The organism is Pseudoalteromonas aurantia 208, from assembly GCF_014858725.1.
GTDB lineage: Bacteria > Pseudomonadota > Gammaproteobacteria > Enterobacterales > Alteromonadaceae > Pseudoalteromonas > Pseudoalteromonas aurantia.
In genome coordinates this window covers 84,215-110,895 of record NZ_AQGV01000011.1, presented here as the reverse complement: position 1 = coordinate 110,895, position 26,681 = coordinate 84,215, and the positions used below count along the sequence as shown (strand labels likewise).

Below are 26,681 nucleotides of genomic sequence, written 5' to 3'. Positions count from 1 at the left end.
CTTAAGCGTCAAACTCGGCTTTATCGCCATGATTTTCTAACCAAACTTTACGATCCCCTGAGCGCTTTTTAGCCAACAACATATCCATCATTTCCATCGTGTGCTCTGGTTCATCCAGTGTCAATTGCACCAAACGACGGGTATTAGGATCCATGGTGGTTTCTCGTAGTTGAAGCGGGTTCATTTCACCCAATCCTTTAAATCGCTGAACATTCACTTTGCCACGTTTTTTCTCTGCCTCAATCCGCGCTAATACGCCTTTTTTCTCATCTTCATCTAGTGCATAAAATACATCTTTGCCGACATCAATTCGAAATAATGGCGGCATAGCAACGTATACATGCCCTTTATTAACTAGGTTTTGAAAATGACGTACAAACAATGCACATAACAAAGTCGCGATGTGTAATCCATCAGAGTCAGCATCCGCGAGAATACATATTTTGCCATATCGCAGACCAGATAAATCATCTGAGTCAGGGTCTATGCCCAAGGCAACCGAAATATCGTGTACTTCTTGAGATGCCAATATTTGGCCTGACTCCACTTCCCATGTATTTAAAATTTTACCTCGAAGTGGCATTATCGCTTGAAATTCACGATCTCTGGCTTGCTTTGCTGAGCCACCAGCAGAGTCACCTTCTACTAAAAATAATTCTGAACGCTCTGTTTCTGTTCCTGAACAATCCGTCAACTTACCTGGTAGGGCAGGCCCTGACGTAACTTTTTTACGAACCACCTTTTTCGCGGCACGCATACGCTTTTGCGCGTTGCTAATACACAATTCAGCAAGCAATTCGGCCGTATCAGTATGTTCATTTAGCCATAAGCTAAACGCGTCTTTCACAATACCCGAAATGAATGTGGCGCAAGAACGTGACGACAGTTTTTCTTTTGTTTGCCCCGCAAATTGTGGATCTTGCATTTTTGCAGACAACACATAGCTACACCTATCCCAAATATCATCAGGTGTTAATTTAACCCCTCTTGGCAACAAGTTTCGAAACTCACAAAACTCGCGCATTGCTTCAAGTAACCCTTGACGCAAACCATTGACATGTGTGCCACCTTGAGCAGTAGGGATCAAGTTAACATAACTCTCTGTGATCGACTCCCCCCCCTCAGGTAACCAATGCAATGCCCATTCGACCCCTTCTGTTGAACCACTAAAATTCCCTATAAAAGGGCTTTTCGGTAAAACTTCAAAGCCTGCGGCACTGTCTTTTAAGTAATCTTCTAGGCCTGCTTCATAGTGCCACTCTTGTGTCTCTTTGGTTTGTTTATTAATAAAACGAATTTTTAAACCTGGACACAGTACCGCTTTTGCTTTGAGGATATGATTAAGCTTGGATAACGAGAAATTTGCTGAATCGAAATAACTGGCGTCGGGCCAAAAGTGCACCGAGGTACCAGTATTACGTTTTCCGACAGTACCTGTCACTTCTAAATCTTGTACTTTGTCACCACTTTCGAATGCCATTTCATGTACTTGACCTTCTCTTTTTACGGTGATTTGTACACGCGTCGATAAAGCATTCACAACGGAAATACCCACGCCATGTAGACCGCCTGAAAACTGGTAGTTTTTATTTGAAAATTTACCACCAGCATGCAATTTGGTTAAAATTAACTCAACCCCAGGTAAGCCTTCTTCTGGATGAATATCAACCGGCATACCACGACCATCATCACACACTTCTAAAGAGTTATCTTCATGTAAAATAACATCTATTTTTGTCGCATGACCCGCAAGAGCTTCATCAACACTGTTATCGATAACCTCCTGTCCCAAATGGTTTGGTCGAGTGGTATCCGTATACATCCCAGGTCGGCGTTTAACTGGCTCTAAACCATTTAAAACCTCAATCGCTTCTGCGTTATAGTTTTGCTCGCTCATAAATGGATTCTTTTTATTAAATTCGTTCAGTTTTATGTGATTTCTAAAAAATTGACTATGGTGTCAAAATAGCGCTGAAAAGCCATAAAGCTATGATCTCCAGCAAACTCGATACGTTGTTCACATGCCATAAAATACCGCACAGCTTGCTGATAAGGTAATACTTCATCTCCCATTTGCTGCAACAACATCACCAACTGAGGGTGCACTAACGTTGCGTAATGTAGTTGCTTTAAAGCCTCTACATGATCTAACGTTAATTCATAATGTACCTTTTGGTAGGGATTATACTGTGCTCCTAAATAATCCGCTAATAAATCAAAAGGTTTAACCGCTGGATTAATCACAACTGCTTTTAAACCATACAATTGTGATAAATATGTCGCATAATATCCACCTAAAGAACTGCCTATTAGTACCGTATCTGGTTCAATTAATGCAACTAGCTGTGATATGGCTATACGTGGGTCAAAGCTCAACCTAGGTGTTAAATACTCACACGAATACCCTTGCGACGCAAACCACTCACCAAATTGCAGGGCTTTAAATGATAATTCTGAACTATTAAAGCCATGAATGTAGATTACTCGTCGAGCCATATCACCTCAGAATCAAACCCATTGATACCAAAATTAATAATACGTAACGCAGGGCCACGGTCTTGCTGCTGCCACTGAGATGTGCCTTTGTTAAACTGTATTGACGTCGCAGGGGTTGCTAAAACATGCATTGTTCGATAGGTGCTTTGGTAATCATTATGAACATGTCCATGCACAAGTCTTACCGCTTTATTACTATTGACTAGACAATTAAGTAACGCTGGACCATTTTCCAAAATATGCTTATCTAAATAGCCATTAATAGGCACGGGGTGATGATGACTAAATGCTAAAACTTGTTCTGAACTGCACAATAACATCTGATGCAACTCAAATAGATGCTGCTGTTCACACCATCCAGCCGGTGTCTCACCTTTTGAGTTAATTAAAAAAATATCCGCACCATTTAACCTAAGGTGTTTATTTGAATGAATTTGACCAAGGCTAATTTGCTCTAACTCAGTTAATTCATCATGATTGCCTGGAAGCCAGAATACGGGGCAATCTAATTCAGAGACTCGCACTAGCTCAGCAAACAATTGGTAAGATTCAACACTATGATCTTGGGTCAAATCACCACCAAAAATCACGGCATCAAGGTGGCATGTGGCCATATATGACAACGTACGCTTAAAATTATCGGCAGTATTAACCGTAAAATACGTCCCCATTTCATCACAGAACAAATGACTATCTGTGATATGTGCCAACTTTATACTCGATTTATCAAAGTGATACGGGTGCCTAAACCATGCCATTGTTTACATCCCAGTTTAATGGCACTCTGCCACTTTCCAAACAAGCCATCAACCAATCAGCCAAAAAAGCATTCAGTTGATACTTCTCATCTTTTTGATGCATGCTCGGGTTAGGGTAACCATATGATGGTTTAATACGTTGATGAAAATCATGATGAATAACTTCAGCAACCTTCGCATCATGATACAAACGCACTGATAACTGAAACTCAGGCAAAAAGTCACTGATACTAACCGTTTGTCGAATAGTAATGTCTGTGGTGTATTTGGCGCACCCGTCCACAACTATGTCATAGTGCGCATTTGCAAGTTCAATCGTACGTTGAGCACCGGGTTCCTCCGGTGGTAGTACTTTCAAAACACGCAAGTAATTACGCTCACATAATGTAATATATTTAGGTAAGGATTGAATATATCCTTGCCTAGTTGCTACTTCACTCAAAGTCAAACCTCAACTTTTTACAGCTACTTCACTTAAGACTTTCGCCCTATTTAATGCTAACCATTGTAGACTAATCACTGTTGCAGCGTTATCAATTTCGCCAGTATTTAATCTGGCAAGTGCATCGTCATAAGGAAGTACATGAGTTTTAATGTCTTCCCCTTCACTTTCTAATCCATAGATACCACCAGCTTGTGATAAATCCGTTTCAGCTAGATATAAATAAATCCGTTCTGTCGTGCCCCCTGGGCTTGATAAATAAGAAGTCATAAAGTGCAACTTGTCTAAAGTTAACCCCGCTTCCTCTTGGGCCTCCTTACGCGCAACATGTTTGTAATCTGTTGACCCCTCAGCCATACCAGCAATGCATTCCAATAACCAAGGTGAAGACTTCGTGGCCATTGCGCCAATACGTATTTGCTCAATTAAAAGCACAGTGTCAGTTTTTGGATCATAAGGCAGAACCGCAACCGCATGTCCCCGCTCTAAAATCTCGCGCCGAACAGTCTTTGAAACCCCACCAACAAATAAGGCATGTTTAAAATAATACGCCTGAATTTTAAAAAAACCTTCATAAACACTATGGATTGACTCCACTTCTACATGCTGGTTATCAAATTCATTAATAGAGTTCATTTTATTTCCTGTTTAATTCAAATTTGGGGTTTAAAAATTAACCATAAGGCCCAATATGCTAAAACTATCGTGCGAGGCTTAGTAAACCAATTTGAGCCTTATATATTCTGTTACACTTGTTGGCTTTGATTTACGTATTAAGTTTATCGTTTCTAAAAAAAACAGGGTAACATGCTTCCAGTATAAAAAATTGTCTAAGGACTGAGCGAAAATGAAAAAAAGCTTACTATCTCTTTTTGTTGGTTTATCTTGTGCATTAACCAGCAACCTAACGTACGCAGAAGATTTATTGCAAGTATACGACATTGCGACTGCAAATGATCCAATCGTACTTAAAGCTAAAGCACAAGCTGATGCACAAAAGTTTGCACAAGACAGTGCATTAGGTGCTTTGTTACCACAACTAGGTTTTGAAGCTGGATATCAGCAAGTCGACTCTGATGGGTACGGTCAGCAAAATGATCTGAGCGGATATACCCTAGGTAGTGGCTTTACTGATACTTTTAGCAGAACTCTATCACTACAACAAACAATTTTTGATATGTCCATCTGGGAATCTCTAAGCATCGCTGAAAAACAAGCTATGCAAGCGAGTACCCAATACGAACTGGCTCAACAAGATTTAGTTGTCCGCATAGCACAAGGTTATTTTGATGTTTTAAGTGCACTCGATAATTTGGAGTTTGTACAAGCCGAAAAGCGGGCTATTGAGCGTCAATTAGAGCAAACAAAGCAACGCTATGAAGTTGGTTTAACAGCAATTACCGACGTGCACGAGGCACAAGCACAGTTTGACAGAGCTGTCGCAAATGAAATTGTCGCAAAAAATGATGTTGAAACTGCCCGAGAATCACTGCGTACCATTACAGGTAAATACCACAGTAAACTTGATTCCCTCAATACCGACACATTTTCAACTGTATCTCCGAGTAGAAAAGCAACTGACTTTGTTAATATAGCAAAAGATAAAAACCTATCTCTTGCGATATCTAAAGCAAGTTTGGAAATAGCTGAAGATCAAATTAAACAAGCTCAAGCAGGACACTACCCGACACTCTCACTCAATGCGAGTTACGGTGATTCTCTGGCTGACAGCAATGGCGCATTACATAAACCTCGTGAAGATCAAACCACGGTTGGTGTAACATTTAATGTACCTATTTACTCTGGTGGTCGTACTCAAGCTGCAACTGATCAAGCTCGAGCGCTGTATGTTGGCGCAAGTGAAGATCTAGAAGCCAGCATGAGAGAAGTTACCCGTTCTGTGATCACATCATACAACCAAGTGATGTCTAACGTGGCAACATATCGCGCGCTAGAGCAAGCCGTCGTTTCAGCCGAAAGCGCATTACAGGCAACAGAAGCTGGCTTTGAAGTGGGAACTCGTACTATTGTTGATGTTTTAGTGAGCACGCAGAATTTATATAACGCGAAAAAGAATCTGGCTAATTTACGTTATCAATATGTACTTTCATCACTGAAACTAAAGCAAGCTGCCGGAACGCTTTCTCGTACAGATTTAGAAGCAATTAACAAAGGTTTGAAGCAAAGTTAATTTGCAATAGTTTCTAATACATAAATCGTATATTTATTAAGCCGGCCTAGCCGGCTTTTGTATTTTCCGGCACATATAGATAAACTACCCTCATCATATCAGCAAGAGAACATATTTGTGGTCAAAAACCCCGCTTTAAAATTGGCATTCTTTGCGCCTAGATACTGGTTAACATGGTTAGGCGTATGTTTTATGTATGTCATTTCTTGGTTGCCACAATCAACGCAATTTTTACTTGGTAAAGGGTTAGGCCGACTAGTACATCGATTTCTTAAAAAGCGTCGTCATATCGCCGAAGTGAATGTAAAGTTATGCTTTCCTAATTTGTCTGCTGCTCAGCAAGCAGCCATGGTCCGTACCAACATGGAAAATACCGGATTGGCTACTTTGGAAACAGGTATGGCTTGGTGGTGGCCACAGTGGCGTATAAATCGCGTCATTGGCTCTATATCTGGTATAGAACACATTGAAGCAGTACAGCACAGCGGAAAAGGGGTGTTATTACTTGTGCCTCATATGCTTCACCTTGAAATGCTTGGGCGCATCTTAGGTGTAAAACAACAAGGTGTTGGATTTTATCGCCCTCATAATAACGCGCTCATGGAGTTCTTTATGACCAAAGGGCGATTACGGTCAAATGAGTTTTTAATTGGCAAGCGAGATGTAAAGGGCCTGCTGCAAGCTTTGAAAAACAAAAAGCTCTGTTATTACTTACCTGATCAAGACTATGGACGCAACCGCTGCGAATTTGCCCCTTTTTTTAAGGTTGCTGATGCAGCAAACACCACAGGAACCTTGCTTTTTGCTAGCAGTAAACATTGTGAAACGCTCAGTTTAAGTGGTACTAGGGATGCTAAAGGAAAATATCATTTAACCATTCTCCCAGCGCTTGAGCACTTTCCAAGTGATAACGCTAATGACGATATCATCAGGGTTAACACTCGAATGGAAGAAGCGATTATGCATGCCCCAGAACAATACATGTGGTTACACCGACGTTTTAAAACGCGTGCTGACAAAGACGCACCATCATATTACTAAATGTTGAGCATTTGAAATCATGGCAAAAAAAAATAAAACACTTTCATCCGTTCTTTTTTGGGTAAAGCACCTATCGCTTGCCATTATCTTGATTTGGGCTGCATATTATTTTTTATACGGTGCATTACCAAAAATGGACATGAGGCAATCCACCAATGCCGCTGCTCAAGGGTTATCACAATTTTATGAGAGCTTTAAGAATCGGGTTAATGAGCGAGATACTGAACGAGAGCAGTTTGTGATCGAAATTGGTAAACCTACTTTTCCACTTGATGACGCACTGGCTCAGCGTGGTTTAGTCGTAAAGCCTTCAAACCAACGTTGGACTGGCGAAGTTGCACCACGTCGATTTGAGATGGGAAACACACTCAAAGGTGCACTTGCTGCCTATGCAAAAAAAGAAGACATTGAATTATTTTGGTATCTCGAACGTGACTATGTAGTAAAGCAGAATTTTAGAGTCGATACAAACTTTGTATCAACACTCTACCAGGTTGGACGAGCCATTAATGATGACTTTGAATACGAAGTGTATACTTTTTTTTGCCACCGTCAACGAGCTGCAGTGATCACTAAAAAACCCTCTCAATTTGTGAGAGAGAACTGCCGAAAACTCACCAATTAATCTTAAAAAGCCCATAAACTAACTTATGGGCTGAGTACCATTTCAACCATCAATTAAGGGATCTGACAGTTGGAACAGAGTGGGATCCATACGCGCTCTTCACGACAAGAACCTGGTACTTTTTGACGCACTGCATCTTGCCGAGTCTGATGTGATTGAGATTCTAAATTAAGCCACACTGATGTAAATGTTGGGGTCATTTTACATACTCTCACATACTTTTGGTTTGGATAAACACCTTGATATTCCCAATTACATGTCTCTTTATCGACCCACTGAGAGCTATTTATACTACTACTACAAGAAACATGACCATTGAGAATGCTAGAACTTCTAAAGTACTTCTGACTCTCCCAGCCCCCGTAACTACAAGATGTAAAGTCTACATCTTTGTACACTGTTTCGTAATCACAAACAGTTTTATATTCCCAGTACCCTCGGGCCTCTGCCGCTGTACTCATAATACCCAACGCAACCCCTAATACTAACGCTGCTTTTTTTATCATTGTATTTCCCTTAATTATTTTTATGAAATTAATTTGAACCATTTACCACATAAAATGAAGTGGTTTGCATCTATGCCCGTTCTCTATAAACAAAAGTTTGAGTGATATGTACCTTTTTCAACTCATCATTATTTACATGAACTCACCACGGTCACTGTATGTTGTAAAGTATCAGTATGTTTACTGACACCGTTACTGTTTCACCACATGCTTTATTTATATTCCTTTAAAATTCGTTAATTCGTCCATGACCATATCAGTCTGGGCTTAAGTGAACTTTAAGGGATAGAGGGGGAATTAAACAACTTATGAATACTTATAAATTATTCATAACAAAAAAGGGTAAACTGCTGTTTTAAAATAATTTATTATTAAAACAACAAAAAACAATCACTCTCTACAAGCTGATTTATACGAAAAATCTCAATCTTCAGCCAAACTCGTTTAACTTTTTATTGTTATAAAAACAATAGATATTCAAGAATATCATTCACCAATATATGCAGCGTAACAGGCTGGATTTAGTATGAGCGGTATACTGTGGTAAAAGTACAATGCAACAGGACATTTAGGGACTGTTGTTTTTTATCATTGGGCAACTCAGCTTAAGAGGTATCCATAGTGAATACCCAACTGCGCTTTCAGCCAAGTGTGTTTGAACTTCCAATCACTGCAAGAAAGGTAACATAGGTGCTGTAAAAACTCCTATGCTATGACGATATAAGAACCCGGATAAGCTTTTAGTACAGTCTCAACGATCAATGACAATATCTTGCATCTTATTTTATAAACACTTTTCAAATATGCCGCGCACACCATTTGCAAGCAGCTTGAAGGTATTATTCATTTCAATACATCGTCCTTGCTGATCTAAACTTTGCTGATGATAACTGTCTCGATATAAACAATACGCATCTATTAATAGCTGCTTTTCCTCTTGGCAGAGAATACCGTCTCGTTCTGCACATTCAAAAATACGAATATTATCAGTGTAACGTGTTAGTTCAGGTGACTGATGAGCATAATTTAGCACTAAGTATTGCGCAACAAACTCAATATCAGTCATACCTCCATGACCTTGCTTTAAGTCAAATTGAGACTCTGAATCTTGAGACAAATGCCGACGCATTTTCTCTCGCATTTGCGACACATCTTGTTGTAATTTTTCCTTATCACGACGTTGCCTCAAAATACTATTTCTTATTTCATTAAAGCGCTGTAGCATGCTTGCCTCTGCGAGTACCATTCTTGCACGTACAAGCGCCTGATGCTCCCACGTCCACGCCTGCGTTTGTTGGTAATTAAAATAACTCTCTAAGTTGATAGCCAGTAACCCTGAATTCCCTTCTGGGCGAAGACGTGTGTCTAACTCATACAAAATACCTGATGCTGTTTTAGTATTAAATAAATGCATTAATCGCTGTGCCAATTTTAAGTAAAATTGCCGTGCTGAAATGGACTTTATACCATCCGTATGACTGTCTCCATCTCGGTTATGTACAAATACTAAATCTAAATCTGAATCATATCCCAGCTCGTACCCGCCCGCTTTACCGTAGGCGATTACTGCGAATCCTTTTTCTCCCTCCGATGCACCACAGGGTATACCATAGCGTACTTTCATTTGCTGCCATGCCAACTCAACGGCTTGTGTTATTATCGACTCAGCCAGCGCAGTAAGATGATCACTCACTTTCGTTACACTAGTCACGCCAGTCGCATCTGCCGCAGCAATCCGTAGTTGCTGGGTCTGCTTAAATTGACGTAGCGCCTCCATTTGTAACTCTAAATCTTCAGGTTCGATACGTAAAAACTGATGCCTAATCTCATCTTTATAAGCTGATAATGGTAACGGCTTATAAAGCGCCGCTGGGTCAAGTAACTCATCCAATAAGATAGGATATTTTGCAATATGCTCAGCAATCCAGCGGCTGTGGGCACACAACTTTACTAATTGCTTTAAAGCCCCTTGATTTTCGTAAAGCAGCTCTAAATAAGTTGTTCGCGAGACGACAGTGATAACCACCTTCAGTACATCACTAAATACCTCAAAAGAAACGTGTTGTGTGATTAATTGCTCCAGCAAGTGAGGCATCAATTTATCGAGTATATCGCGGCCTCGCGCGCCCATTTGACGCTTAAGCAAACTCACTTTAAAATCATCCAGTCTCAACTTCCATTTTTGCGCTTGGGTGTCTATTAGTTGTTGCGAAAAGCCTGAAAAATCGCTTTCCAGCCAAGCAAAACCATACACTTCCTCACAGGGATTTTGTTCTTGTGGTTCCTCACCAATAACTTGCGCAAACTCTTCTCTCACGGAAGTCATTCTATGACTAATAGCAGCCAAGCTTGCATCAAAGTCTGCCGTTTTTAATAAGGTATTTAAGCGTGCAATACCAACGTTATTCTCAGGTAATGTTTGCGTTTGCTGATCATCAAACGCTTGTAAATATTGCTCAACTCTTCTTAAAAACAAGTAACTATCAATCAATAATTGCGCGGTATCAGGAGGTAGCACATCCAGCTTTTTTAATTCTTCAAGCGCAATAAGTAGTGATGGGGTTTGCAATGTAACATCACGCCCACCTCTGACCATTTGCAAGGCTTGAATAATAAACTCCACCTCACGAATCCCCCCAGCACCCAGTTTAATATTATTGATAAGCCCTTTACGTCTCACCTCTTGTGCAATCATATACTTCATTTTTCTTAATGACTCGATCACTGAAAAGTCGATATAACGACGGTACACAAACGGTCTTAATAGTTGCTTAAACTCTTCATTATATTTGCTGTGATGGCCAAGCAGTCGCGCTTTAAGCATTGCATATCGCTCCCACTCACGCCCTTGATCTTGGTAATAGTCTTCCATGGCAGCAAAACTCATTACCAAAGGTCCACTTTCCCCAAAAGGACGCAATCGCATATCCACTCGAAAAACTTGCCCATCAACAGTAACTTGGTTTAATGCCGCAATCAGCTTTTGCGCCACCTTGGTATAAAACACTTGAGCTTCAAAAGGTTTTCGCCCACCAGTTGTAGAGACATTTTTTGGATAAGTGAAAATCAAATCAATATCAGAAGAAAAATTAAGCTCCGCCCCCCCGAGCTTTCCCATACCGAGAACTAACATAGGAAGTGCCTGCCCCGCCTCATCCAGTGGAGTACCACACTGTTTTACCGTATGTGCAAATGCCCAACGATTCGCGGCATCAATCAAGCATTCAGATAAATTTGAAATGTACGCAATGCTGTCTGATATATCGTTCTCTTTGACCAAATCTAGCCACATAACTTTTAACCAATACCTCTGTCGATATTGTCTTAGCAGTTGAAAACACTCCGACTCAGTGACGCTGAGTAAATCCGCTGGTAAAGGCTCAAGGACTTCGCGTGTGTTCATTTGCGCGGTATCTAATAACCACCAAGCTAATTCAGGCTGCTTTTGCAGCACTCGAAATGCAAAATCACTCAATGCCAACAAATTGGCCAAAGGCTTTACCACTGTATGCTCTGGATATAAACCATGCCAACGCGCTAAAGCTAATGACTGTAAAATAGGTGGCAATTCAATATCCGACATGAAAAAACTCCATTGCTTGGTGGCTCAATAAGTTGGGAGTCGTTATAGTAATAATATTCGTAACCAAAAGTACACTGCCCATGAGTTATTTGTCTCTCGCCAATATCAATTTTTTTGCGATTATTAGTAGTTTTTTAATTATTTGCTTGGTGGTTACTGCACTGCGTTTAATCATTCAATATAAAGCAAAGCAAATACTGCATGAAGAAGTGGCAAAAAGAGACAATTTTGCGCTAGGTATTAATTACGCCTGCCAAATTGCAGTTATCTGCATTAGTATTGCCTATCTATTTGATGATATCAGTATGGCCGCTGCGCAAAAGCAACCTCTGCGGGCTGCGGTATTGTTGATACTTATTTTGGCGTACATTTCTGCGGGTCAATATATCCACCGGAAATGGATTTTATATAAGTTCAACGAAGAACAAGCCATTTTAAAGCAGAATATTTGTGCCGCTTTAGTAGACTCAGGCATGCTGATCGCTAATTGTATTTTGGTTTTGGCGTTATATCACTGGGTGCACCCGCGTGGCATCAGTGATTTACTGGTGGTCACACTTGGTTTTATTTTACTGCAAGGTATTTTTGCTTTAGACAGTAAGTTACGCGAAAGTCGATTTGCGAAAGTTAACCAAGGGGCATCTTTACAACAAAACTTTAATTTAGCAAATACTTCCATTGGAATACGCTACGCTGGCAAAACTATTGGGCTCGCATTAGCCATATATGCAGGCCTGCACAGTGCGCCTTACCATGGCGCTACTGTGGTTGAAAACCTCTTTTCCGTCGTTTTACACTGTGGTGCAATGTGGGTGCTACTTTATGTAGCAAGCACGATTTTGCTCCAACTTTCGTTGCCAAAAGTTGACATTGGACTTGAAGTTGACCACCAAGATAATATCGGTGTTGCTTGTTTAGAGTTTGCTGTTTTCGCCGCAATAGGCTATTTACTTATAAATATGTTTTCTGTGTAGTCTGCAATTGGATAAGACTTCACAAGGTGGATTTATGCCCATTAACCTCGACAATTTTTTGTTGGTAGATAGTAATTCAGAATTTAGCCGAGAGCTTGCAGAGCATCTCAAAGCAAACGACCAAGCTGAGAACCTCATTGTTGCGGGCGATAATACTCGCCACTTAGTTAAAATGATGTTTGATAACTTGATAAGCGATTATTGCTATTGCGACTTTGCCAACGAAATTAGCGTCTCTGAACTGGCGACCTATTTACATGACCACCATAAAATCCAAGGTGTGCTCATTTCATCTTTAGATTATAAGCTTGCCAATGAAGCACAGCTTTTTATCCTAGATTCGTTGCATCCTAAACGATATTTAGTTGAACAGCTTACTGATGGATATCAATACCAGTTAATATCATCAAATAGCCACAATAATCACTTATCTTGTCAATTTAGCGAGAGTGAAGACATTACTTAACCAATGCCGCTTATTCCTAACAGAGAATAACTAGACGATCGCGTCACTAACGCTTAGTATTGCTCTATTCCCCCGTTATTACAGGACTACTATGCGCGTTCCACACATCTTTCAACCCTCTAATTTTGAATTAAACACCCCTATTTCACTTGATGATGACGCAGCAGGTCATATCGCGAGAGTGCTGCGTATGCAAGTTGGTGAGCATGTGTCTTTGTTTAATAACCTTGGTGGTGAATATTTATCTGAAATAACAGAAATTAGTAAAAAGAAAGTGATTGTGACGCCAATTGAGTTCAATGATCGTGACTGTGAGTCTCCAGTAAAAATTCACTTGGGCCAAGGGATCTCCCGCGGTGATAAAATGGATTTTACCATTCAAAAAGCGGTGGAACTGGGTATAACAGAAATTACCCCTTTGTTTACTTCCCGTTGTGGGGTCAAGTTGTCTGGTGAACGATTACAAAAAAAACACCTTCAATGGCAAAAAATAGCCATTGCCGCTGCGGAACAATCAGGTCGAAACACCATTACCACCATCCATCCACCTGTTGATATCAATGACTGGTTATCTCAACCATGCGATGCTCTTAAATTAACCTTACACCCAAGAGCACAACACAGTATAAAAACATTGCCAGAACCCCGCTCTGGGATCCGCTTTATTGTCGGTCCAGAAGGCGGGTTCACTGATCAAGAAATGACAACTACGTCTGAACAAGGGTTTATTGATGTACGTTTAGGACCAAGAGTACTACGCACTGAAACTGCGGCACTTACTGTGCTTAGTGCACTGCAATTACAATTTGGTGATTTAGCTCTTTAATTCTGACTAACGACCCCCATATCAGAATAAAATAATTCTAAGCTAATATAGGTATCAACATGGCAAAAAAATTAGGGATCATCTCGGATCCAATTAATGGTTTCAACATTAAAAAAGACACTGGTTTTGCCATGATGATGGCGGCGCAATCTCGTGGTTACGAGCTCTTTTATATGGAAATGGATGATCTTTATTTATATCAAGGTAATGCTATGGCTACCGCAGCTAAAGCCACTGTATTTGATGACGCAAAAAACTGGTACCAACTAGAAGAGAAACAAGATATTTCACTCAGTGATTTAGACGTTATTCTTATGCGTAAAGATCCGCCATTTGATACTGAATATATATACGCTACTTACATGCTCGAACGTGCTGAAGAAGCGGGTACATTAATTGTCAATAAACCACAAAGTCTGCGCGATGCGAATGAAAAGCTATTCACAGCTTGGTTTAGCGAGCACACGCCGGATACGCTTGTGACGCGATCACAAGCGCAAATTAGAACGTTTTTAGACAAACATCAAGATATCATTCTAAAACCACTTGACGGTATGGGTGGGGCGTCTATTTTTAGAGTTAAGCATGACGACCCTAACATTGGTGTTATTTGTGAAACATTAACGGAGCATGGTAGCCGCTTCGCCATGGCTCAACAATATATTCCAGCCATCAAACAAGGTGATAAACGCGTCCTCGTGGTTGATGGCGAGGTCATGCCATATTGCCTAGCTCGTATCCCACAAGGCGGTGAGACTCGTGGTAATTTAGCCGCAGGAGGCCGTGGAGAAGCTCGCCCAATTAGCGATGATGATAAAAAAATTGCCGAGGCTGTTGCACCAATCCTTAAAGAAAAAGGGCTTATTTTTGTAGGGTTAGATATTATCGGCGACAAGTTGACAGAAATTAACGTCACAGCACCTACCTGTGTTAAAGAAATTGAAGCTGCATACGATATATCAATTATGGACAAGCTTTTTGATGCGATTGAACGAAAACTAAACCATACTCATTAAAATATTTAGAGGGTCAGCTTATGCAATCATTAGAAAATCATTTTTTAATCGCAATGCCAAACTTACAAGACCCTTTTTTCAAACAAACCGTCACTTATATTTGTGAACACAATGAAGAGGGGGCGATGGGCTTAGTCGTCAATCACCCTATTGATGTTACCGTTGGCGAGTTGCTTGATAAAATTGAAATTGATAATGACAAATCTAATTCAGCAGCAGATCAACAAGTGTTTGCTGGCGGGCCCGTCCATACTGACAGAGGTTTTGTGTTGCATACACCCACCCCTGGATACGCGTCTAGCCAAGAGCTTAGTTCAGATATCATGATCACCACATCGAAAGATGTACTTGCCTCTCTCACATCACATAACTGTCCTGATTCTTTTTTAATTACTTTAGGCTATGCAGGTTGGGAAAGGGGGCAGCTGGAGCTTGAATTACTCGAAAACTCTTGGTTAGTGATTGAAGCCGAATCAGGCATTATTTTTAACACACCACCAGAAAAAAGATGGGAAAAAGCAGTTCAAATGCTTGGTATTGATATTGCGCAACTCAGTTCGCAAGCCGGGCATGCTTAATAAACATGACAAAAAAAGAATCAACACCGCAAGGTCAGCGTACAATTATGGGTTTTGACTTTGGCACGACCAGTATTGGCATTGCTATTGGACAAGAAGTAACGGGGACTGCTAGCAGTATTGGCGCTGTAAAAGCGCGTGATGGGATCCCTAATTGGAATGACATTGCCAAACATATAGAACAATGGAGACCTGATTTATTAGTCGTAGGTCTGCCTCTCAATATGGACGGTACCAACCAACATGTGACGTTTGCAGCGAAAAAATTTGGGAATCGCTTAAACAATCATTTCAAAATTGCCGTCGAAACTCAAGATGAGCGATTAACCACCGCAGATGCCAAAGCCCGATTATTTGAACAAGGTGGTTATAAAAACCTTGGTAAAGGTAATGTCGATGGTATGTCTGCTGTTATTATTTTAGAGAGTTACTTTGAAAGTGTATGGCAGTAAATAAAGCGGTAACCGTAAACGCGCCTCACTCATTGAACTTCTGAGGCGTTTAAAATTTTAAATTTCGTCAGATCAGGAGTAAAGCCTGCCTGTAAGTAGGCTTTTTTTATTGCTCCTTGCTGCCTTAAAAGTGCAAGTCCTATTTGTAATGCCTTAAATGCCCGCTCTCCGTCAACATGATGGCGAGAGACCACAAAGTGACGGCTTCCTAGTAACAGGACAATCCATTTTTTATGTGCAATTAAATGGATATCCTCTAACTTATATTCATTGCCCTTACTCGGCATCAACGGCATCAGCATGAAGTCTACCCATTTTCTGCTGACCATATGCGCCTGTGCTACCCACTCATGCTCGACGGCTAAGCGCTGAAGTGGTAATAAGCTCAATGTTTGCCAATCCGTGCGCCAACGTGGTGTACTGACCGCCGAAAGGCCTTTTAGATCGTTAATTTGTTCTATTTTCTCTACTGATGCATTATTGGGCGCATAATAAATCCCTGCAAAATACTCGCCTTCTTCAATGACCGCATCGCTGATAAACACATCTTTTTTTTCGGCCTGTGCATCCGCTAACCAATAACTATCAAAACTCAGTAATAGTTTACCTTGACGTAGCAAAGAAGTATTTCTGAAATTTACATTGCCGGTCTGGTATATAAATGATTTATTGAAACCACCGAGTAGTAGCGCCTGTTGAACCAAAATCATGTCAACCACATCTCGGCGAATATACCCCCCTCGAAAATCGGTAATTTCTAAAGGGGAACGACCATCTAAAAAACGCACGTAGTCATTATATACATCGTCTCGAATATACATTTGCACATGCTTGTCACTATTACCATATGCATTAGGAAATAGTGACAATAGAACGAGTATAAACGTATAGCTAGCTTTTTGTATCCAAGCCATCTACTGTCACACCTTGCAAAAATCCTGCGCCTTGCTGTTCATTATTTTGTAACTTAATCATCAAACGTAAATCATTCGGTGAATCTGCATGATGAAGCGCATCAGCGTAATTAACGCGTTGCTGCTTGTACAGCTCAAACAAAGCCTGATCAAAGGTTTGCATACCAATATCACGCGATTTACTCATTGCTTCTTTAATACCCCCAATATCCCCCTTTTTGATCAATTCAGCCACCAAAGGCGAATTAAGTAACACTTCAATCGCTGCTTCTCGCCCATCCCCTTTTGACGAAGGTACCAATTGCTGCGCCACAATCGCACGTAAATTCAGGGCTAAATCATACTTTAATTTGTCGTGCTTCTCTTTTGGAACCAAGTGCATGATTCGATCTATTGCTTGGTTTGCATTATTCGCATGCAAGGTAGCGACACATAAATGCCCAGTTTCAGCAAAGCTTAACGCATACTCCATGGTTTCCTGTGAGCGAATTTCCCCTATCAAAATAACGTCTGGAGCTTGGCGCAAAGAGCTTTTTAGCGCCGCCTCAAAGCTTTCAGTATCTAGACCAACTTCTCTTTGTGTTATAATGCTCTTAGCGTGTTCATGAACAAACTCAATTGGATCTTCAATGGTTAGAATATGTCCACGCTGATTACGATTTCGATACCCTATTAATGCCGCTAATGACGTTGATTTACCTGTGCCAGTTCCACCAACAAACAGTAATAATCCTCGCTTTGCCATGATCACATCGGTCAGTGTTGAAGGTAAGCCTAAGTCATTTACATCTGGAATTTGTGTGACAATGCGCCGTAATACCATGCCCGCACAATCTCGTTGCCAAAATGCAGAAACACGAAAGCGCCCTTGTTCAGTTGCAATTGCAAAGTTGCATTCTTTTTCAGTATGAAATTGTACTTTTTGCTTCTCACTCATTGCTGATTCAACGAGCGAAAGTGATGTTTCTGCATCTAGTACTTGATCATCAAATGCCCTGAGTTCTCCGTCTACTTTAGCACTCACAGCCAACCCGCTGGACACAAATAAGTCAGAGGCTTGTTGCTCTACCATCATTTGCAAATAGTTACTTAACATTATGGATTAACCTCTTAATATCCTGTCCCAAATTGTTTTTTATCTTGTGCTTTTTGCTGCGCATCTTGTTGCGTGATTAGGCCCCGATTAATCAAATTCGTTAAGCATTGATCCATTGTTTGCATACCATGAACTGCACCGGTTTGAATCGCCGAATACATCTGCGCAATTTTGTCCTCACGGATCAAGTTACGAATTGCAGGAATACCTAACATGATCTCATGAGCGGCTACACGCCCTCCCCCCACTTTTTTAACCAAAGTTTGTGATATCACCGCTTGTAATGATTCAGACAGCATAGATCGCACCATATCTTTTTCTTCACCAGGAAATACATCGACGATACGGTCAATGGTTTTTGGCGCTGAAGTGGTGTGGAGTGTGCCAAAAACCAAATGGCCAGTTTCAGCTGCAGTCATGGCTAAACGAATCGTTTCTAAATCTCTCAACTCCCCCACTAAGATCACATCCGGATCCTCGCGTAAAGCGCTGCGCAGTGCCGCATTGAAACTGTGCGTATCTCTATGAACTTCTCGTTGATTGATCAAACTCAATTGATTTTGGTGAACAAATTCGATTGGATCTTCAATCGTTAAAATATGATGGTGTTTATTCGCATTTATGTAATCAACCATGGCGGCCAACGTCGTAGATTTACCTGACCCTGTAGGTCCTGTAACCAATACTAACCCCCTTGGATTTTCAGCTATATCTCTAAAAATATCAGGCGCGCCTAACTCATCAAGTGTTAGCACTTTTGCTGGGATGGTACGAAATACCGCTGCAGGACCACGACTGGTGTTAAACGCATTCACACGAAAACGTGCTAAATTAGGAACCTCAAAAGAAAAGTCAACTTCAAGATTTTGCTCATAGTCTTTGCGTTGATTATCATTCATAATATCATAAACTAACGAGTTAACATCTTTGGCCTCTAAGGTAGGAATGTTGACTCGGCGAACATCGCCATCAACTCTTATCATTGGCGAAACGCCTGATGATAAATGTAAATCCGAGGCTTTATGTTGAACACTAAAGGCCAATAATTCCGTAATATCCATGTATGACTCCACAACGAGCTGATAATTAATATGGTTACAATAGCAGAACGACTAACGTCCGCCTATTCTCGGGTCGAAATAGCCCAGCAAAACTGTCAACTTGATCACCCTGTGACAATATTAGCAGTATCTAAGACCAAACCCTTAGAAATGATCGAAAATGCGTATTTTGCAGGTCATCGTCAGTTTGGCGAATCATACGTGCAAGAAGCCGTAGAAAAAGTTCATGCATTGAAGCATCATCGTGACATTGAGTGGCACTTTATCGGTCCGATTCAATCAAATAAATCTCGCTTAGTGGCAGAGAATTTTAGTTGGGTGCAAAGTGTTGACCGGGAGAAACTTGCAAAGCGACTCAATGAGCAACGGCCCAATAACCTAATGCCGCTTAACATTCTGATCCAAGTGAATATCAGTCATGATGACAATAAATCCGGCTGTACTATCAACGAAATAGAGCCCTTAGCAGCGCTTATCGATAACAGCAGGCAGTTAAACTTACGCGGATTAATGACGATTACCAAAAATACCCCAGATAAAGCCAAACAATTAGAATATTTTCAGCAAATGCGTGCTTGCTTTGATAGACTAAAGGACCAATATCCTCAAGTAGATACTTTATCAATGGGTATGAGTGGCGACTTGGAATCGGCAATCACTGCTGGCACCACCATGGTACGCATTGGCACTGACATATTTGGAAAAAGACAATAAGGTAAGCAAGGCAATGTCCAACAAAACAATTGCATTTATCGGTACTGGTAACATGAGCTACGCGATAATTGGCGGCATGATTCAGAGCGGCTTTGCACCGCAAAGTATTATCGCGACCAACCGTAATGAAGAGAAGCTAGCCAAAGTCGCTGCAGATTTTAAGGTAAAAACAACCACAGACAATATAGCAGCACTACAAGATGCTGACGTCATTGTATTGTCAGTCAAACCTCAGATGATGGCGCAGCTTTGCGAAACGCTGCAAACTGCAGACATCGATTTAAGCACTAAACTATTTGTATCCGTTGCTGCTGGTATCACCGTTGCTAGATTGCAAGAGATGCTCGGCCAGCCGGTTAAAATGGTTCGCTGTATGCCAAATACACCAAGTTTACTCGGCTTAGGCGTATCTGGGTTATTCGCCCAAGGACTCACCAGTGATGAGCACACATTTATAGAGCAAGTATTTTCAAGCACCGGTATTGCAACCTGGGTAGAAACAGAATCACAAATAAATGATATTATTGCGGTGACGGGATCTTCTCCCGCTTATTTTTTCCTGTTTATGGAAGCGATAGAAGAAAAAGCGCGAGCATTGGGGTTCAGTGCTGAGCAAGCGCGTGCTCTTGTGCAACAAACAGCTCTTGGGGCTGCACAAATGGCGGTGTCTCAGCCAGAGATAAGTATTTCCCAGTTGCGTGCGAATGTCACATCAAAAGGGGGAACCACTCATGCTGCAGTTGAACACTTAAAATCATGTAACTTACATACAACTGTTGCTGATGCTATGGACTCATGCATCACACGTGCTCAACAAATGGAACAAGAATTATAAGGGTTTACTATGAACGCAATGCAATTTTTAATCGGGATCATTTTTGATCTTTTTCTCATGGTGGTTTTGTTGAGATTTTGGCTACAACTAGCGAAGGCTGATTTTTATAATCCATTAAGTCAAACCGTTGTAAAAGCAACCTCGTTTGCGGTTAATCCCCTGCGTAAGATAATTCCTGGCGCTGGCGGGTTAGATTTAGCATCTTTAGTCTTAGCTTTTTTAATTGGCTTTGCCAAAGTATCTCTATTAATGGTGCTATTTTATGGCGGTTGGAATGGCATAGGCGCGGCCATATCGGGCGTTATGACAGTGTTTAAAGAAGCTTTCAGCTTAGTATTTTGGATCCTGATAATTCGTGCTGTTTTGAGTTGGGTTTCACAAGGTTATAATCCAACTGCCGCTGTTTTTGAACAACTTACAGAACCTATGTTGCGCCCTATCCGTAAAGTCATTCCCCCGCTAGGTGGCTTAGACTTATCGATTCTAGTTCTTATTATTGGTATGCAGTTTTTACAAATTTTAGTAACCGATTTGTTGCGCTAATTTAATTTGGGCACTGATTAGTGCCCTTCAGGAAGACCAGTGAAAAAATTATTTCTATTACTCGTTACCTTAGCTTTTAGCTTATCTTGTTATGCAAATTCAACACAAGGGGGGCAATTTAAAAACTTAGGCCCATGGCAAGTGCATTACATCGCATTTCCATCAACGTTTATTCAGCCCAATATCGCCAAAGCCTATGGCCTTGAACGCAGTAATTACAAAGGCATAATTAATATTTCAGTATTAGCAAAGAAACAGGGCAACCCCGCGTTAAAAGCAAATTTAACAGGCGAAGCTCGCAACTTGCTTGGCAGTAAACAAACCTTGGAATTTAAGGAGGTAGTAGACGGCGATGCTATATACTACCTTGCCCAAGTCGATTTTCGAAATGAAGAGGTTTATCGCTTTAAAGTCAATATTTCGCAAGGGAATAACCATCAAGTATTAAGCTTCCAACAAAAATTTTATGTGGATTAATTAAATATGAGTCAACAAGTTGTTCTCGCAACGGGTAATCAAGGCAAAGTAAAAGAACTCGCTGCAATGCTCGCCTCACTCCATATTGACGTGTTACCCCAAAGTCAATTTAACGTCGGTGAAATTGCCGAAACAGGGACCACTTTCGTAGAGAATGCCATAATTAAAGCGCGTCATGCTGCAAAAATAACTGGTCTACCGGCAATAGCCGATGACTCAGGCATTGAAGTCGATGCGCTAAAAGGCGCGCCTGGCGTTTACTCAGCACGCTTTGCAGGATCCGATGCAAGCGATCAAGACAATATCGATAAATTACTGCTAGAATTAATCAATATAGAGCAAAGAACCGCACGTTTTTGGTGTGTACTGGTTTACATGCGCCACGAACACGACCCAACGCCAATCATCTGCCAAGCCAGTTGGGAAGGGGAAATTACCCTAACACAACAAGGCCGTGAAGGGTTTGGATACGATCCCGTATTTTATGTACCAAGTGAAGGATGTACATCAGCGCAATTAACGAAGGAGCAAAAAAATGCAATTAGCCATCGTGGTCAAGCATTGCAGATGCTACTTGCGCAGTTTAAGGCGATTATGTGAAGTTACCTCCGTTAAGTTTATATGTGCACGTACCTTGGTGCGTGCAAAAGTGTCCTTATTGCGACTTCAACAGCCATAGTAAAAAAGGCACCATTCCCGAAAAAGAGTATGTCCAACACCTTATTGACGACCTAAAAGCGGATTTGTCACTCGTGCAAGGTAGAAAGCTCCACAGTATATTTATTGGTGGCGGCACACCGAGTTTATTGTCAGCAGACGCCTATGTCCGACTACTTTCTGAAGTGGAGCGCTTAATTGGGTTTGAGGATGGTATTGAAATTACTCTAGAGGCTAACCCAGGAACGGTAGAAACCGACCGCTTTAAGCGGTATGCCGACGCAGGCATTAATCGTATCTCTATTGGCGTACAAAGCTTACAAACAGATAAACTAAAAGCGCTTGGTAGGATCCATGGGGAACAAGAAGCCATTAACGCAGCTTATGAAGCTCAATCTGCCGGCCTCCGATCATTTAATATGGACTTGATGCATGGCCTACCAGGGCAAAACATTGATGACGCACTCAGCGATTTAAAGCGTGTAATAGAGCTTGAGCCACCTCATATATCTTGGTATCAATTAACGATTGAGCCCAATACGCAATTTGCCTCAAAACCCCCAACCCTTCCTGAAGATGAAACGCTTTGGGATATACAAGAGCAAGGCCAAGCTATGTTAGCTGAGGCTGGGTATCAACACTACGAAATATCGGGATATGCTAAACCCCAGTTTCAGTGTCGCCATAATCTCAATTATTGGCAGTTCGGCGATTATCTTGGTATTGGTTGTGGTGCTCATGGCAAAATTACACAGCCTGAAAAAAATCATATTTTACGAACTGAAAAAGTAAAACACCCTCGCGGGTATATGGACTTATCTAAACCCTACGTATATAAAAGTTGGCAAGTCGATAAATCCGATCGAGCATTTGAATTTTTTATGAATTGCTTTCGATTACAAGCCCCTTGTGATAAACAAGCATTTATTGATTTTACTGGGCTTTCATTCGCTGATGTACATGCTCCGATAGAGCAAGCATTGGCCCGAGGACTACTTTCAGATAACGGTTTGTCATGGTTGGTTACAAATAAGGGCCACAGATATTTAAATGACCTGCTAGAATTATTTGTCTAGGTTGGCGACTTACCCGCCAATGAACCAATACTAAATGACAAATTACCGCCATATGGCACATAAATAAAAAAGGGTATAATGATGCGTAAACTGACCTTTATTGCTGCTGCAATTAGCGTAGCTTTATTAGGTGGTTGTCAGCAAACAGCTGATAAACCTGCTCCTGCACCACAAGTTCAAGTTGAACAGAGTGAAATCACCAAAGCCAACGAGTTTTTCGAAGAAGTATTCACAAGCAGTGTAATGCGCAGCCCCATATACCAAACATATATGGGGATCAAACAAGACTACGATAAGTGGGATGATGATACTGAAGAAAATACGCTTAAAGAACTTGCGATCACGAAAAAGAATCTAGTCACACTTAACAGTATTGACCGTAACAAACTCGATGAAGCGACTCAGGTTAGTTACGACTTAATGCAACAAAGTTTAGAAAATGACATTGCCGACTTTAAATGGCGTCATCATAACTACCCAGTAAACCAGATGTTTGGTACACATTCGATGATACCGGCATTTTTAATCAATCAGCACCAAATTGGTAATGTAAAAGAAGCAAAAGATTACATTGCTCGATTAAATGGTGTGCCAGTGGTTTTTGACCAATTGATTGATGGTTTAGAAACTCGAATGAATAAAGGCATTATTGCGCCAAAGTTTGTGTTCCCACACGTCATTGAATCAAGTAAAAACATCATTGTTGGTGCACCTTTTGAAAAAGGTGATGATTCAACTCTGCTGGCTGACTTTAAACGTAAAGTTGCCAAGCTAGAAATTACGGAGAGTGAAAAGTCTGCACTTATCGATGACGCAACTCAAGCATTAAAGGTAGCGGTTAAGCCTGCTTACAGCAAACTAATTAACTACTTAGCCAAACTAGAGAAAAAAGCAGATAGCCGTGATGGTGCATGGAAATTTCCTAATGGTGAGCAATTCTTTAACAACGCACTAGCTCGTACTACGACCACTGATTTAACAGCCAAAGAAATCCACACTATAGGGCTTTCGGAAGTTGCACGTATTCATGACGAAATGCGTGAAATAAAAGAAAAAGTAGGCTTTAAAGGCGACTTAGCGGCATTTATGGAGTTCATGAAAACTGACAAGCAGTTTTACTTACCGAACACCGAAGAAGGTAAAGAGAAGTACCTTAAAGATGCAACTGCGATGATAGATAACATGAAGTCTCGTCTTGATGAACTGTTTATTATCAAACCAAAAGCAGACATGACTGTTAAACGTGTTGAAGCATTTAGAGAAAAAGCAGCGGGTAAAGCCTTCTATCAGCAACCTGCGCCAGATGGCTCTCGTCCAGGTGTTTATTACGCAAACCTGTATGACATGGAAGCAATGCCCACTTACCAAATGGAAGCATTGGCTTACCATGAAGGTATTCCTGGCCACCACATGCAAATTGCCATCGCACAAGAACTTGAGGGTGTGCCTAAGTTCCGTAAGTTCGGTCGCTATACAGCGTACACTGAAGGTTGGGGACTATATTCAGAGTTAGTTCCAAAAGAAATGGGATTATATGAAGACCCTTATTCTGATTTTGGTCGTCTAGCAATGGAATTATGGCGTGCATGTCGTCTCGTTGTTGATACTGGTATTCATGCGATGAAATGGACTCGCCAAGAAGGTATTGATTATTATGTAAACAACACACCGAATGCAAAATCTGATGCGGTGAAAATGGTAGAGCGTCATGTTGTTATGCCTTCGCAAGCAACGGCATATAAAATTGGTATGTTAAAGATAGTAGAGCTTCGCGAAGCGGCTAAGAAAGAACTAGGTGATAAGTTTGATATCCGCCAATTTCATGATGTTGTTCTTAAGAGTGGTCCATTACCACTGAACGTATTAGAAAAGTTCGTTGATGAATGGGTTGCGAGTAAAAAAGCGTAAGCACACTCATCCATATTGAACAAACAGTTTAAATAAAGGCTCATTATTAGAATGAGCCTTTTTATTTTTTAAAGTACAAATTATTTGGTCCCGCTTGAAAATGGCATAAAAAAAAGCTCACACTAATGTGTGAGCTTTTTTCTTAATGAGTGAGTCAGCCTATAAGCCGGGTTCTGTAATAGATAATCATTCGTCTAGGCCTAGGATCGCTCCTAGGCTCAAGCAACCTACCCGGTTCCAACGTGGGCCACGCCATAAGGAACCCTATTTGGTCTTGCTCCGGGTGGAGTTTACCTTGCAACCAACTGTTACCAGTGGCCCGGTGCGCTCTTACCGCACCCTTTCACCCTTACCAACTCGAAAGTTGGCGGTCTTCTCTCTGCTGCACTTGTCGTAGGCTTTCGCCTCCCAGCCGTTAGCTGGCACCCTGCCCTGTGGAGCCCGGACTTTCCTCCCCCTGATCATTTTCGTCACAGGCAGCGATTATCCGGCTGACTCGCGGCGGATTATACGGTAAACCGAGGCAAAGCTCACGCTTTTACTGCTCTTTTTCTGCAATTGCCGCTTTATATAGTGCATTCTTTTTTAAACCAAAGTACTCAGCCACCACACCACATGCTTTTTTCAATGGCATTTCAGGTTCTAGTAGCGATAGCATCCGCTTTGCATCGGCTGGAATTTCTTCTTGCTGCTTTGGCTTACCAGGTAACATCAGGACTAATTCACCCCGTTGCTTTTCCGGCTCTTCGGTTAAAAACTCAATCAAGTCTGTGACCGTGCCACTGAAAAATGTTTCATAGGTTTTCGTCAGCTCTTTGGCAAAAACCACCTGTTGCTGCGAACCCAATGCCGCTTTCAAGTCATCTAAACTGGCCATGATCCGGTGCGTACTTTCGTACATGATGCTGGTAATGTGGCTCTCGTAAGCATCGATAAAAAACTGCTGGCGTGCTTGGCTTTTCGCAGGTGTGAATCCCACGAACTGAAACCTGTCTGTCGGTAGCCCTGAACAACTGACTGCCGTTATCGCCGCACATGCTCCCGGCACGGGTGTGACATTCGCACCTTGTGCTCGACATAAGTTTACAACCGAATAACCAGGGTCACTAATCAGAGGCGTGCCTGCATCTGATACTAACGCAATATCCAAGCCTTCATTTAGCCAATCAAGCACCTGCTGTGCTTTTTGTTTTTCATTGTGGTCATGTAGCGCAAATGTTTTTGCTTTAATATTAAAGTGACTAAGTAATTTACCTGTATGGCGTGTATCTTCAGCCGCGATTAAGTCAACGTCAGATAATGTTGCTAAGGCGCGTTCGCTGATGTCGCCTAAGTTACCAATTGGCGTTGCAACCACGTAGAGGGTGCCTATTTTATCTGTGTTGTGTGCTTTAATCATTGAGCTCTCCAGTTTCAATCAGTAAGATAGGCCTTAATAGAGAACTT

General features: G+C 41.3%; 27 protein-coding genes and 1 other RNA gene. 16 read left to right on the top strand and 12 right to left on the bottom strand.

What is annotated here, in order from left to right; genetic code table 11:
* Window position 1: 1 nt before the first annotated feature.
* From parE to PAUR_RS03100, 5 genes are read right to left on the bottom strand one after another with little or no spacing between them, the layout of a single operon-like run.
* On the bottom strand, window positions 2–1,897 hold the full coding sequence (gene parE, locus PAUR_RS03120; RefSeq protein ID WP_192506360.1) for a DNA topoisomerase IV subunit B: 1,896 nt from the start codon (window positions 1,895–1,897) through the stop codon (window positions 2–4).
* Between the two features lie 32 nt (window positions 1,898–1,929).
* On the bottom strand, window positions 1,930–2,496 hold the full coding sequence (locus tag PAUR_RS03115) for a YqiA/YcfP family alpha/beta fold hydrolase (RefSeq protein ID WP_192506359.1): 567 nt from the start codon (window positions 2,494–2,496) through the stop codon (window positions 1,930–1,932).
* Complete coding sequence (locus tag PAUR_RS03110) at window positions 2,481–3,254, bottom strand: metallophosphoesterase (RefSeq protein ID WP_192506358.1); 774 nt, start codon at window positions 3,252–3,254, stop codon at window positions 2,481–2,483. The genes PAUR_RS03115 and PAUR_RS03110 overlap by 16 nt, the downstream gene beginning before the upstream one ends.
* Entirely contained in the window at window positions 3,241–3,696 is a 456-nt protein-coding gene (locus PAUR_RS03105) for a DUF1249 domain-containing protein (protein WP_192506357.1), read from the bottom strand. Before PAUR_RS03105 ends, PAUR_RS03110 begins: the two co-directional genes overlap by 14 nt.
* Before the next feature lie 9 nt (window positions 3,697–3,705).
* A complete protein-coding gene (locus PAUR_RS03100; RefSeq protein ID WP_192506356.1) occupies window positions 3,706–4,332 on the bottom strand; it encodes an NUDIX domain-containing protein in 627 nt (208 codons plus the stop codon).
* Between the two features lie 211 nt (window positions 4,333–4,543).
* Here PAUR_RS03100 and tolC point away from each other — a divergent pair, with 211 nt between their 5' ends.
* From tolC to PAUR_RS03085, 3 genes are all read left to right on the top strand, one after another.
* A complete protein-coding gene (gene tolC, locus PAUR_RS03095) occupies window positions 4,544–5,887 on the top strand; it encodes an outer membrane channel protein TolC (RefSeq protein WP_192506355.1) in 1,344 nt (447 codons plus the stop codon).
* A gap of 117 nt (window positions 5,888–6,004) precedes the next feature.
* Entirely contained in the window at window positions 6,005–6,928 is a 924-nt protein-coding gene (lpxL, locus tag PAUR_RS03090; RefSeq protein ID WP_192506354.1) for an LpxL/LpxP family Kdo(2)-lipid IV(A) lauroyl/palmitoleoyl acyltransferase, read from the top strand.
* A 19-nt stretch (window positions 6,929–6,947) separates the two neighbouring features.
* Window positions 6,948–7,553 (top strand): TcpQ domain-containing protein, encoded by a 606-nt coding sequence (locus tag PAUR_RS03085; protein ID WP_192506353.1) that lies wholly within the window; start codon window positions 6,948–6,950, stop codon window positions 7,551–7,553.
* Window positions 7,554–7,606: 53 nt separating this feature from the next.
* Here the strand turns inward: PAUR_RS03085 and PAUR_RS03080 are convergent, their stop codons facing one another.
* Together PAUR_RS03080 and glnE are read right to left on the bottom strand one after the other, a co-directional pair.
* Complete coding sequence (locus tag PAUR_RS03080; RefSeq protein WP_192506352.1) at window positions 7,607–8,059, bottom strand: hypothetical protein; 453 nt, start codon at window positions 8,057–8,059, stop codon at window positions 7,607–7,609.
* A gap of 784 nt (window positions 8,060–8,843) precedes the next feature.
* Window positions 8,844–11,642, bottom strand: coding sequence for a bifunctional [glutamate--ammonia ligase]-adenylyl-L-tyrosine phosphorylase/[glutamate--ammonia-ligase] adenylyltransferase (gene glnE / locus PAUR_RS03075; protein WP_192506351.1), 2,799 nt, complete (start codon window positions 11,640–11,642; stop codon window positions 8,844–8,846).
* Window positions 11,643–11,722: 80 nt separating this feature from the next.
* Between glnE and PAUR_RS03070 the strand changes: the two genes are divergently transcribed.
* The 6 genes from PAUR_RS03070 (at window position 11,723) to ruvX (ending at window position 15,954) form a co-directional block, all read left to right on the top strand.
* A complete protein-coding gene (locus tag PAUR_RS03070; protein WP_192506350.1) occupies window positions 11,723–12,616 on the top strand; it encodes a DUF350 domain-containing protein in 894 nt (297 codons plus the stop codon).
* A gap of 34 nt (window positions 12,617–12,650) precedes the next feature.
* Complete coding sequence (locus PAUR_RS03065; protein ID WP_192506349.1) at window positions 12,651–13,082, top strand: hypothetical protein; 432 nt, start codon at window positions 12,651–12,653, stop codon at window positions 13,080–13,082.
* A 91-nt stretch (window positions 13,083–13,173) separates the two neighbouring features.
* On the top strand, window positions 13,174–13,908 hold the full coding sequence (gene rsmE, locus PAUR_RS03060; RefSeq protein ID WP_192506348.1) for a 16S rRNA (uracil(1498)-N(3))-methyltransferase: 735 nt from the start codon (window positions 13,174–13,176) through the stop codon (window positions 13,906–13,908).
* Window positions 13,909–13,967: 59 nt separating this feature from the next.
* Window positions 13,968–14,924 (top strand): glutathione synthase, encoded by a 957-nt coding sequence (gshB, locus tag PAUR_RS03055; RefSeq protein WP_192506347.1) that lies wholly within the window; start codon window positions 13,968–13,970, stop codon window positions 14,922–14,924.
* A 20-nt stretch (window positions 14,925–14,944) separates the two neighbouring features.
* Window positions 14,945–15,502 (top strand): YqgE/AlgH family protein, encoded by a 558-nt coding sequence (locus PAUR_RS03050; protein WP_192506346.1) that lies wholly within the window; start codon window positions 14,945–14,947, stop codon window positions 15,500–15,502.
* Window positions 15,503–15,507: 5 nt separating this feature from the next.
* A complete protein-coding gene (ruvX, locus tag PAUR_RS03045) occupies window positions 15,508–15,954 on the top strand; it encodes a Holliday junction resolvase RuvX (protein ID WP_192506345.1) in 447 nt (148 codons plus the stop codon).
* A 29-nt stretch (window positions 15,955–15,983) separates the two neighbouring features.
* On the opposite strand, the gene PAUR_RS03040 is transcribed toward ruvX, so the two are convergent.
* From PAUR_RS03040 to PAUR_RS03030, 3 genes are read right to left on the bottom strand one after another with little or no spacing between them, the layout of a single operon-like run.
* The gene (locus tag PAUR_RS03040) at window positions 15,984–16,868 is read right to left on the bottom strand and encodes a hypothetical protein (RefSeq protein WP_192506344.1); all 885 of its coding nucleotides are present in this window, start codon (window positions 16,866–16,868) and stop codon (window positions 15,984–15,986) included.
* Window positions 16,846–17,964: a PilT/PilU family type 4a pilus ATPase gene (locus PAUR_RS03035; protein WP_192506343.1), complete on the bottom strand. Its 1,119-nt coding sequence runs from the start codon at window positions 17,962–17,964 to the stop codon at window positions 16,846–16,848. Before PAUR_RS03035 ends, PAUR_RS03040 begins: the two co-directional genes overlap by 23 nt.
* Window positions 17,965–17,978: 14 nt before the next feature.
* Complete coding sequence (locus PAUR_RS03030) at window positions 17,979–19,025, bottom strand: type IV pilus twitching motility protein PilT (protein ID WP_010362491.1); 1,047 nt, start codon at window positions 19,023–19,025, stop codon at window positions 17,979–17,981.
* Window positions 19,026–19,055: 30 nt separating this feature from the next.
* Here PAUR_RS03030 and PAUR_RS03025 point away from each other — a divergent pair, with 30 nt between their 5' ends.
* The 7 genes from PAUR_RS03025 to PAUR_RS02995 all read left to right on the top strand — a co-directional run bounded on the left by PAUR_RS03025 (window position 19,056) and on the right by PAUR_RS02995 (window position 25,235).
* On the top strand, window positions 19,056–19,739 hold the full coding sequence (locus tag PAUR_RS03025) for a YggS family pyridoxal phosphate-dependent enzyme (protein ID WP_192506342.1): 684 nt from the start codon (window positions 19,056–19,058) through the stop codon (window positions 19,737–19,739).
* A gap of 13 nt (window positions 19,740–19,752) precedes the next feature.
* Window positions 19,753–20,574, top strand: coding sequence for a pyrroline-5-carboxylate reductase (proC, locus tag PAUR_RS03020; RefSeq protein WP_192506341.1), 822 nt, complete (start codon window positions 19,753–19,755; stop codon window positions 20,572–20,574).
* 9 nt (window positions 20,575–20,583) lie between these two features.
* Window positions 20,584–21,117 carry a YggT family protein gene (locus PAUR_RS03015; protein ID WP_192506340.1) on the top strand — a complete coding sequence of 178 codons (534 nt, stop codon included), beginning with the start codon at window positions 20,584–20,586 and terminating at the stop codon, window positions 21,115–21,117.
* Between the two features lie 39 nt (window positions 21,118–21,156).
* Window positions 21,157–21,594, top strand: a complete 438-nt coding sequence (locus tag PAUR_RS03010) for a DUF4426 domain-containing protein (protein ID WP_192506339.1) — start codon at window positions 21,157–21,159, stop codon at window positions 21,592–21,594.
* A gap of 6 nt (window positions 21,595–21,600) precedes the next feature.
* Window positions 21,601–22,194, top strand: a complete 594-nt coding sequence (locus PAUR_RS03005; protein WP_192506338.1) for an XTP/dITP diphosphatase — start codon at window positions 21,601–21,603, stop codon at window positions 22,192–22,194.
* Window positions 22,191–23,327: a radical SAM family heme chaperone HemW gene (gene hemW, locus PAUR_RS03000; protein ID WP_192506337.1), complete on the top strand. Its 1,137-nt coding sequence runs from the start codon at window positions 22,191–22,193 to the stop codon at window positions 23,325–23,327. Before PAUR_RS03005 ends, hemW begins: the two co-directional genes overlap by 4 nt.
* Window positions 23,328–23,408: 81 nt before the next feature.
* Window positions 23,409–25,235 carry a DUF885 domain-containing protein gene (locus tag PAUR_RS02995; RefSeq protein WP_192506546.1) on the top strand — a complete coding sequence of 609 codons (1,827 nt, stop codon included), beginning with the start codon at window positions 23,409–23,411 and terminating at the stop codon, window positions 25,233–25,235.
* A 146-nt stretch (window positions 25,236–25,381) separates the two neighbouring features.
* Here PAUR_RS02995 and rnpB read toward each other — a convergent pair.
* An RNA gene (rnpB, locus tag PAUR_RS02990) (RNase P RNA component class A) lies at window positions 25,382–25,734 on the bottom strand.
* A 39-nt stretch (window positions 25,735–25,773) separates the two neighbouring features.
* Window positions 25,774–26,634, bottom strand: coding sequence for a 16S rRNA (cytidine(1402)-2'-O)-methyltransferase (gene rsmI, locus PAUR_RS02985; protein ID WP_192506336.1), 861 nt, complete (start codon window positions 26,632–26,634; stop codon window positions 25,774–25,776).
* Between the last annotated feature and the right edge of the window lie 47 nt (window positions 26,635–26,681).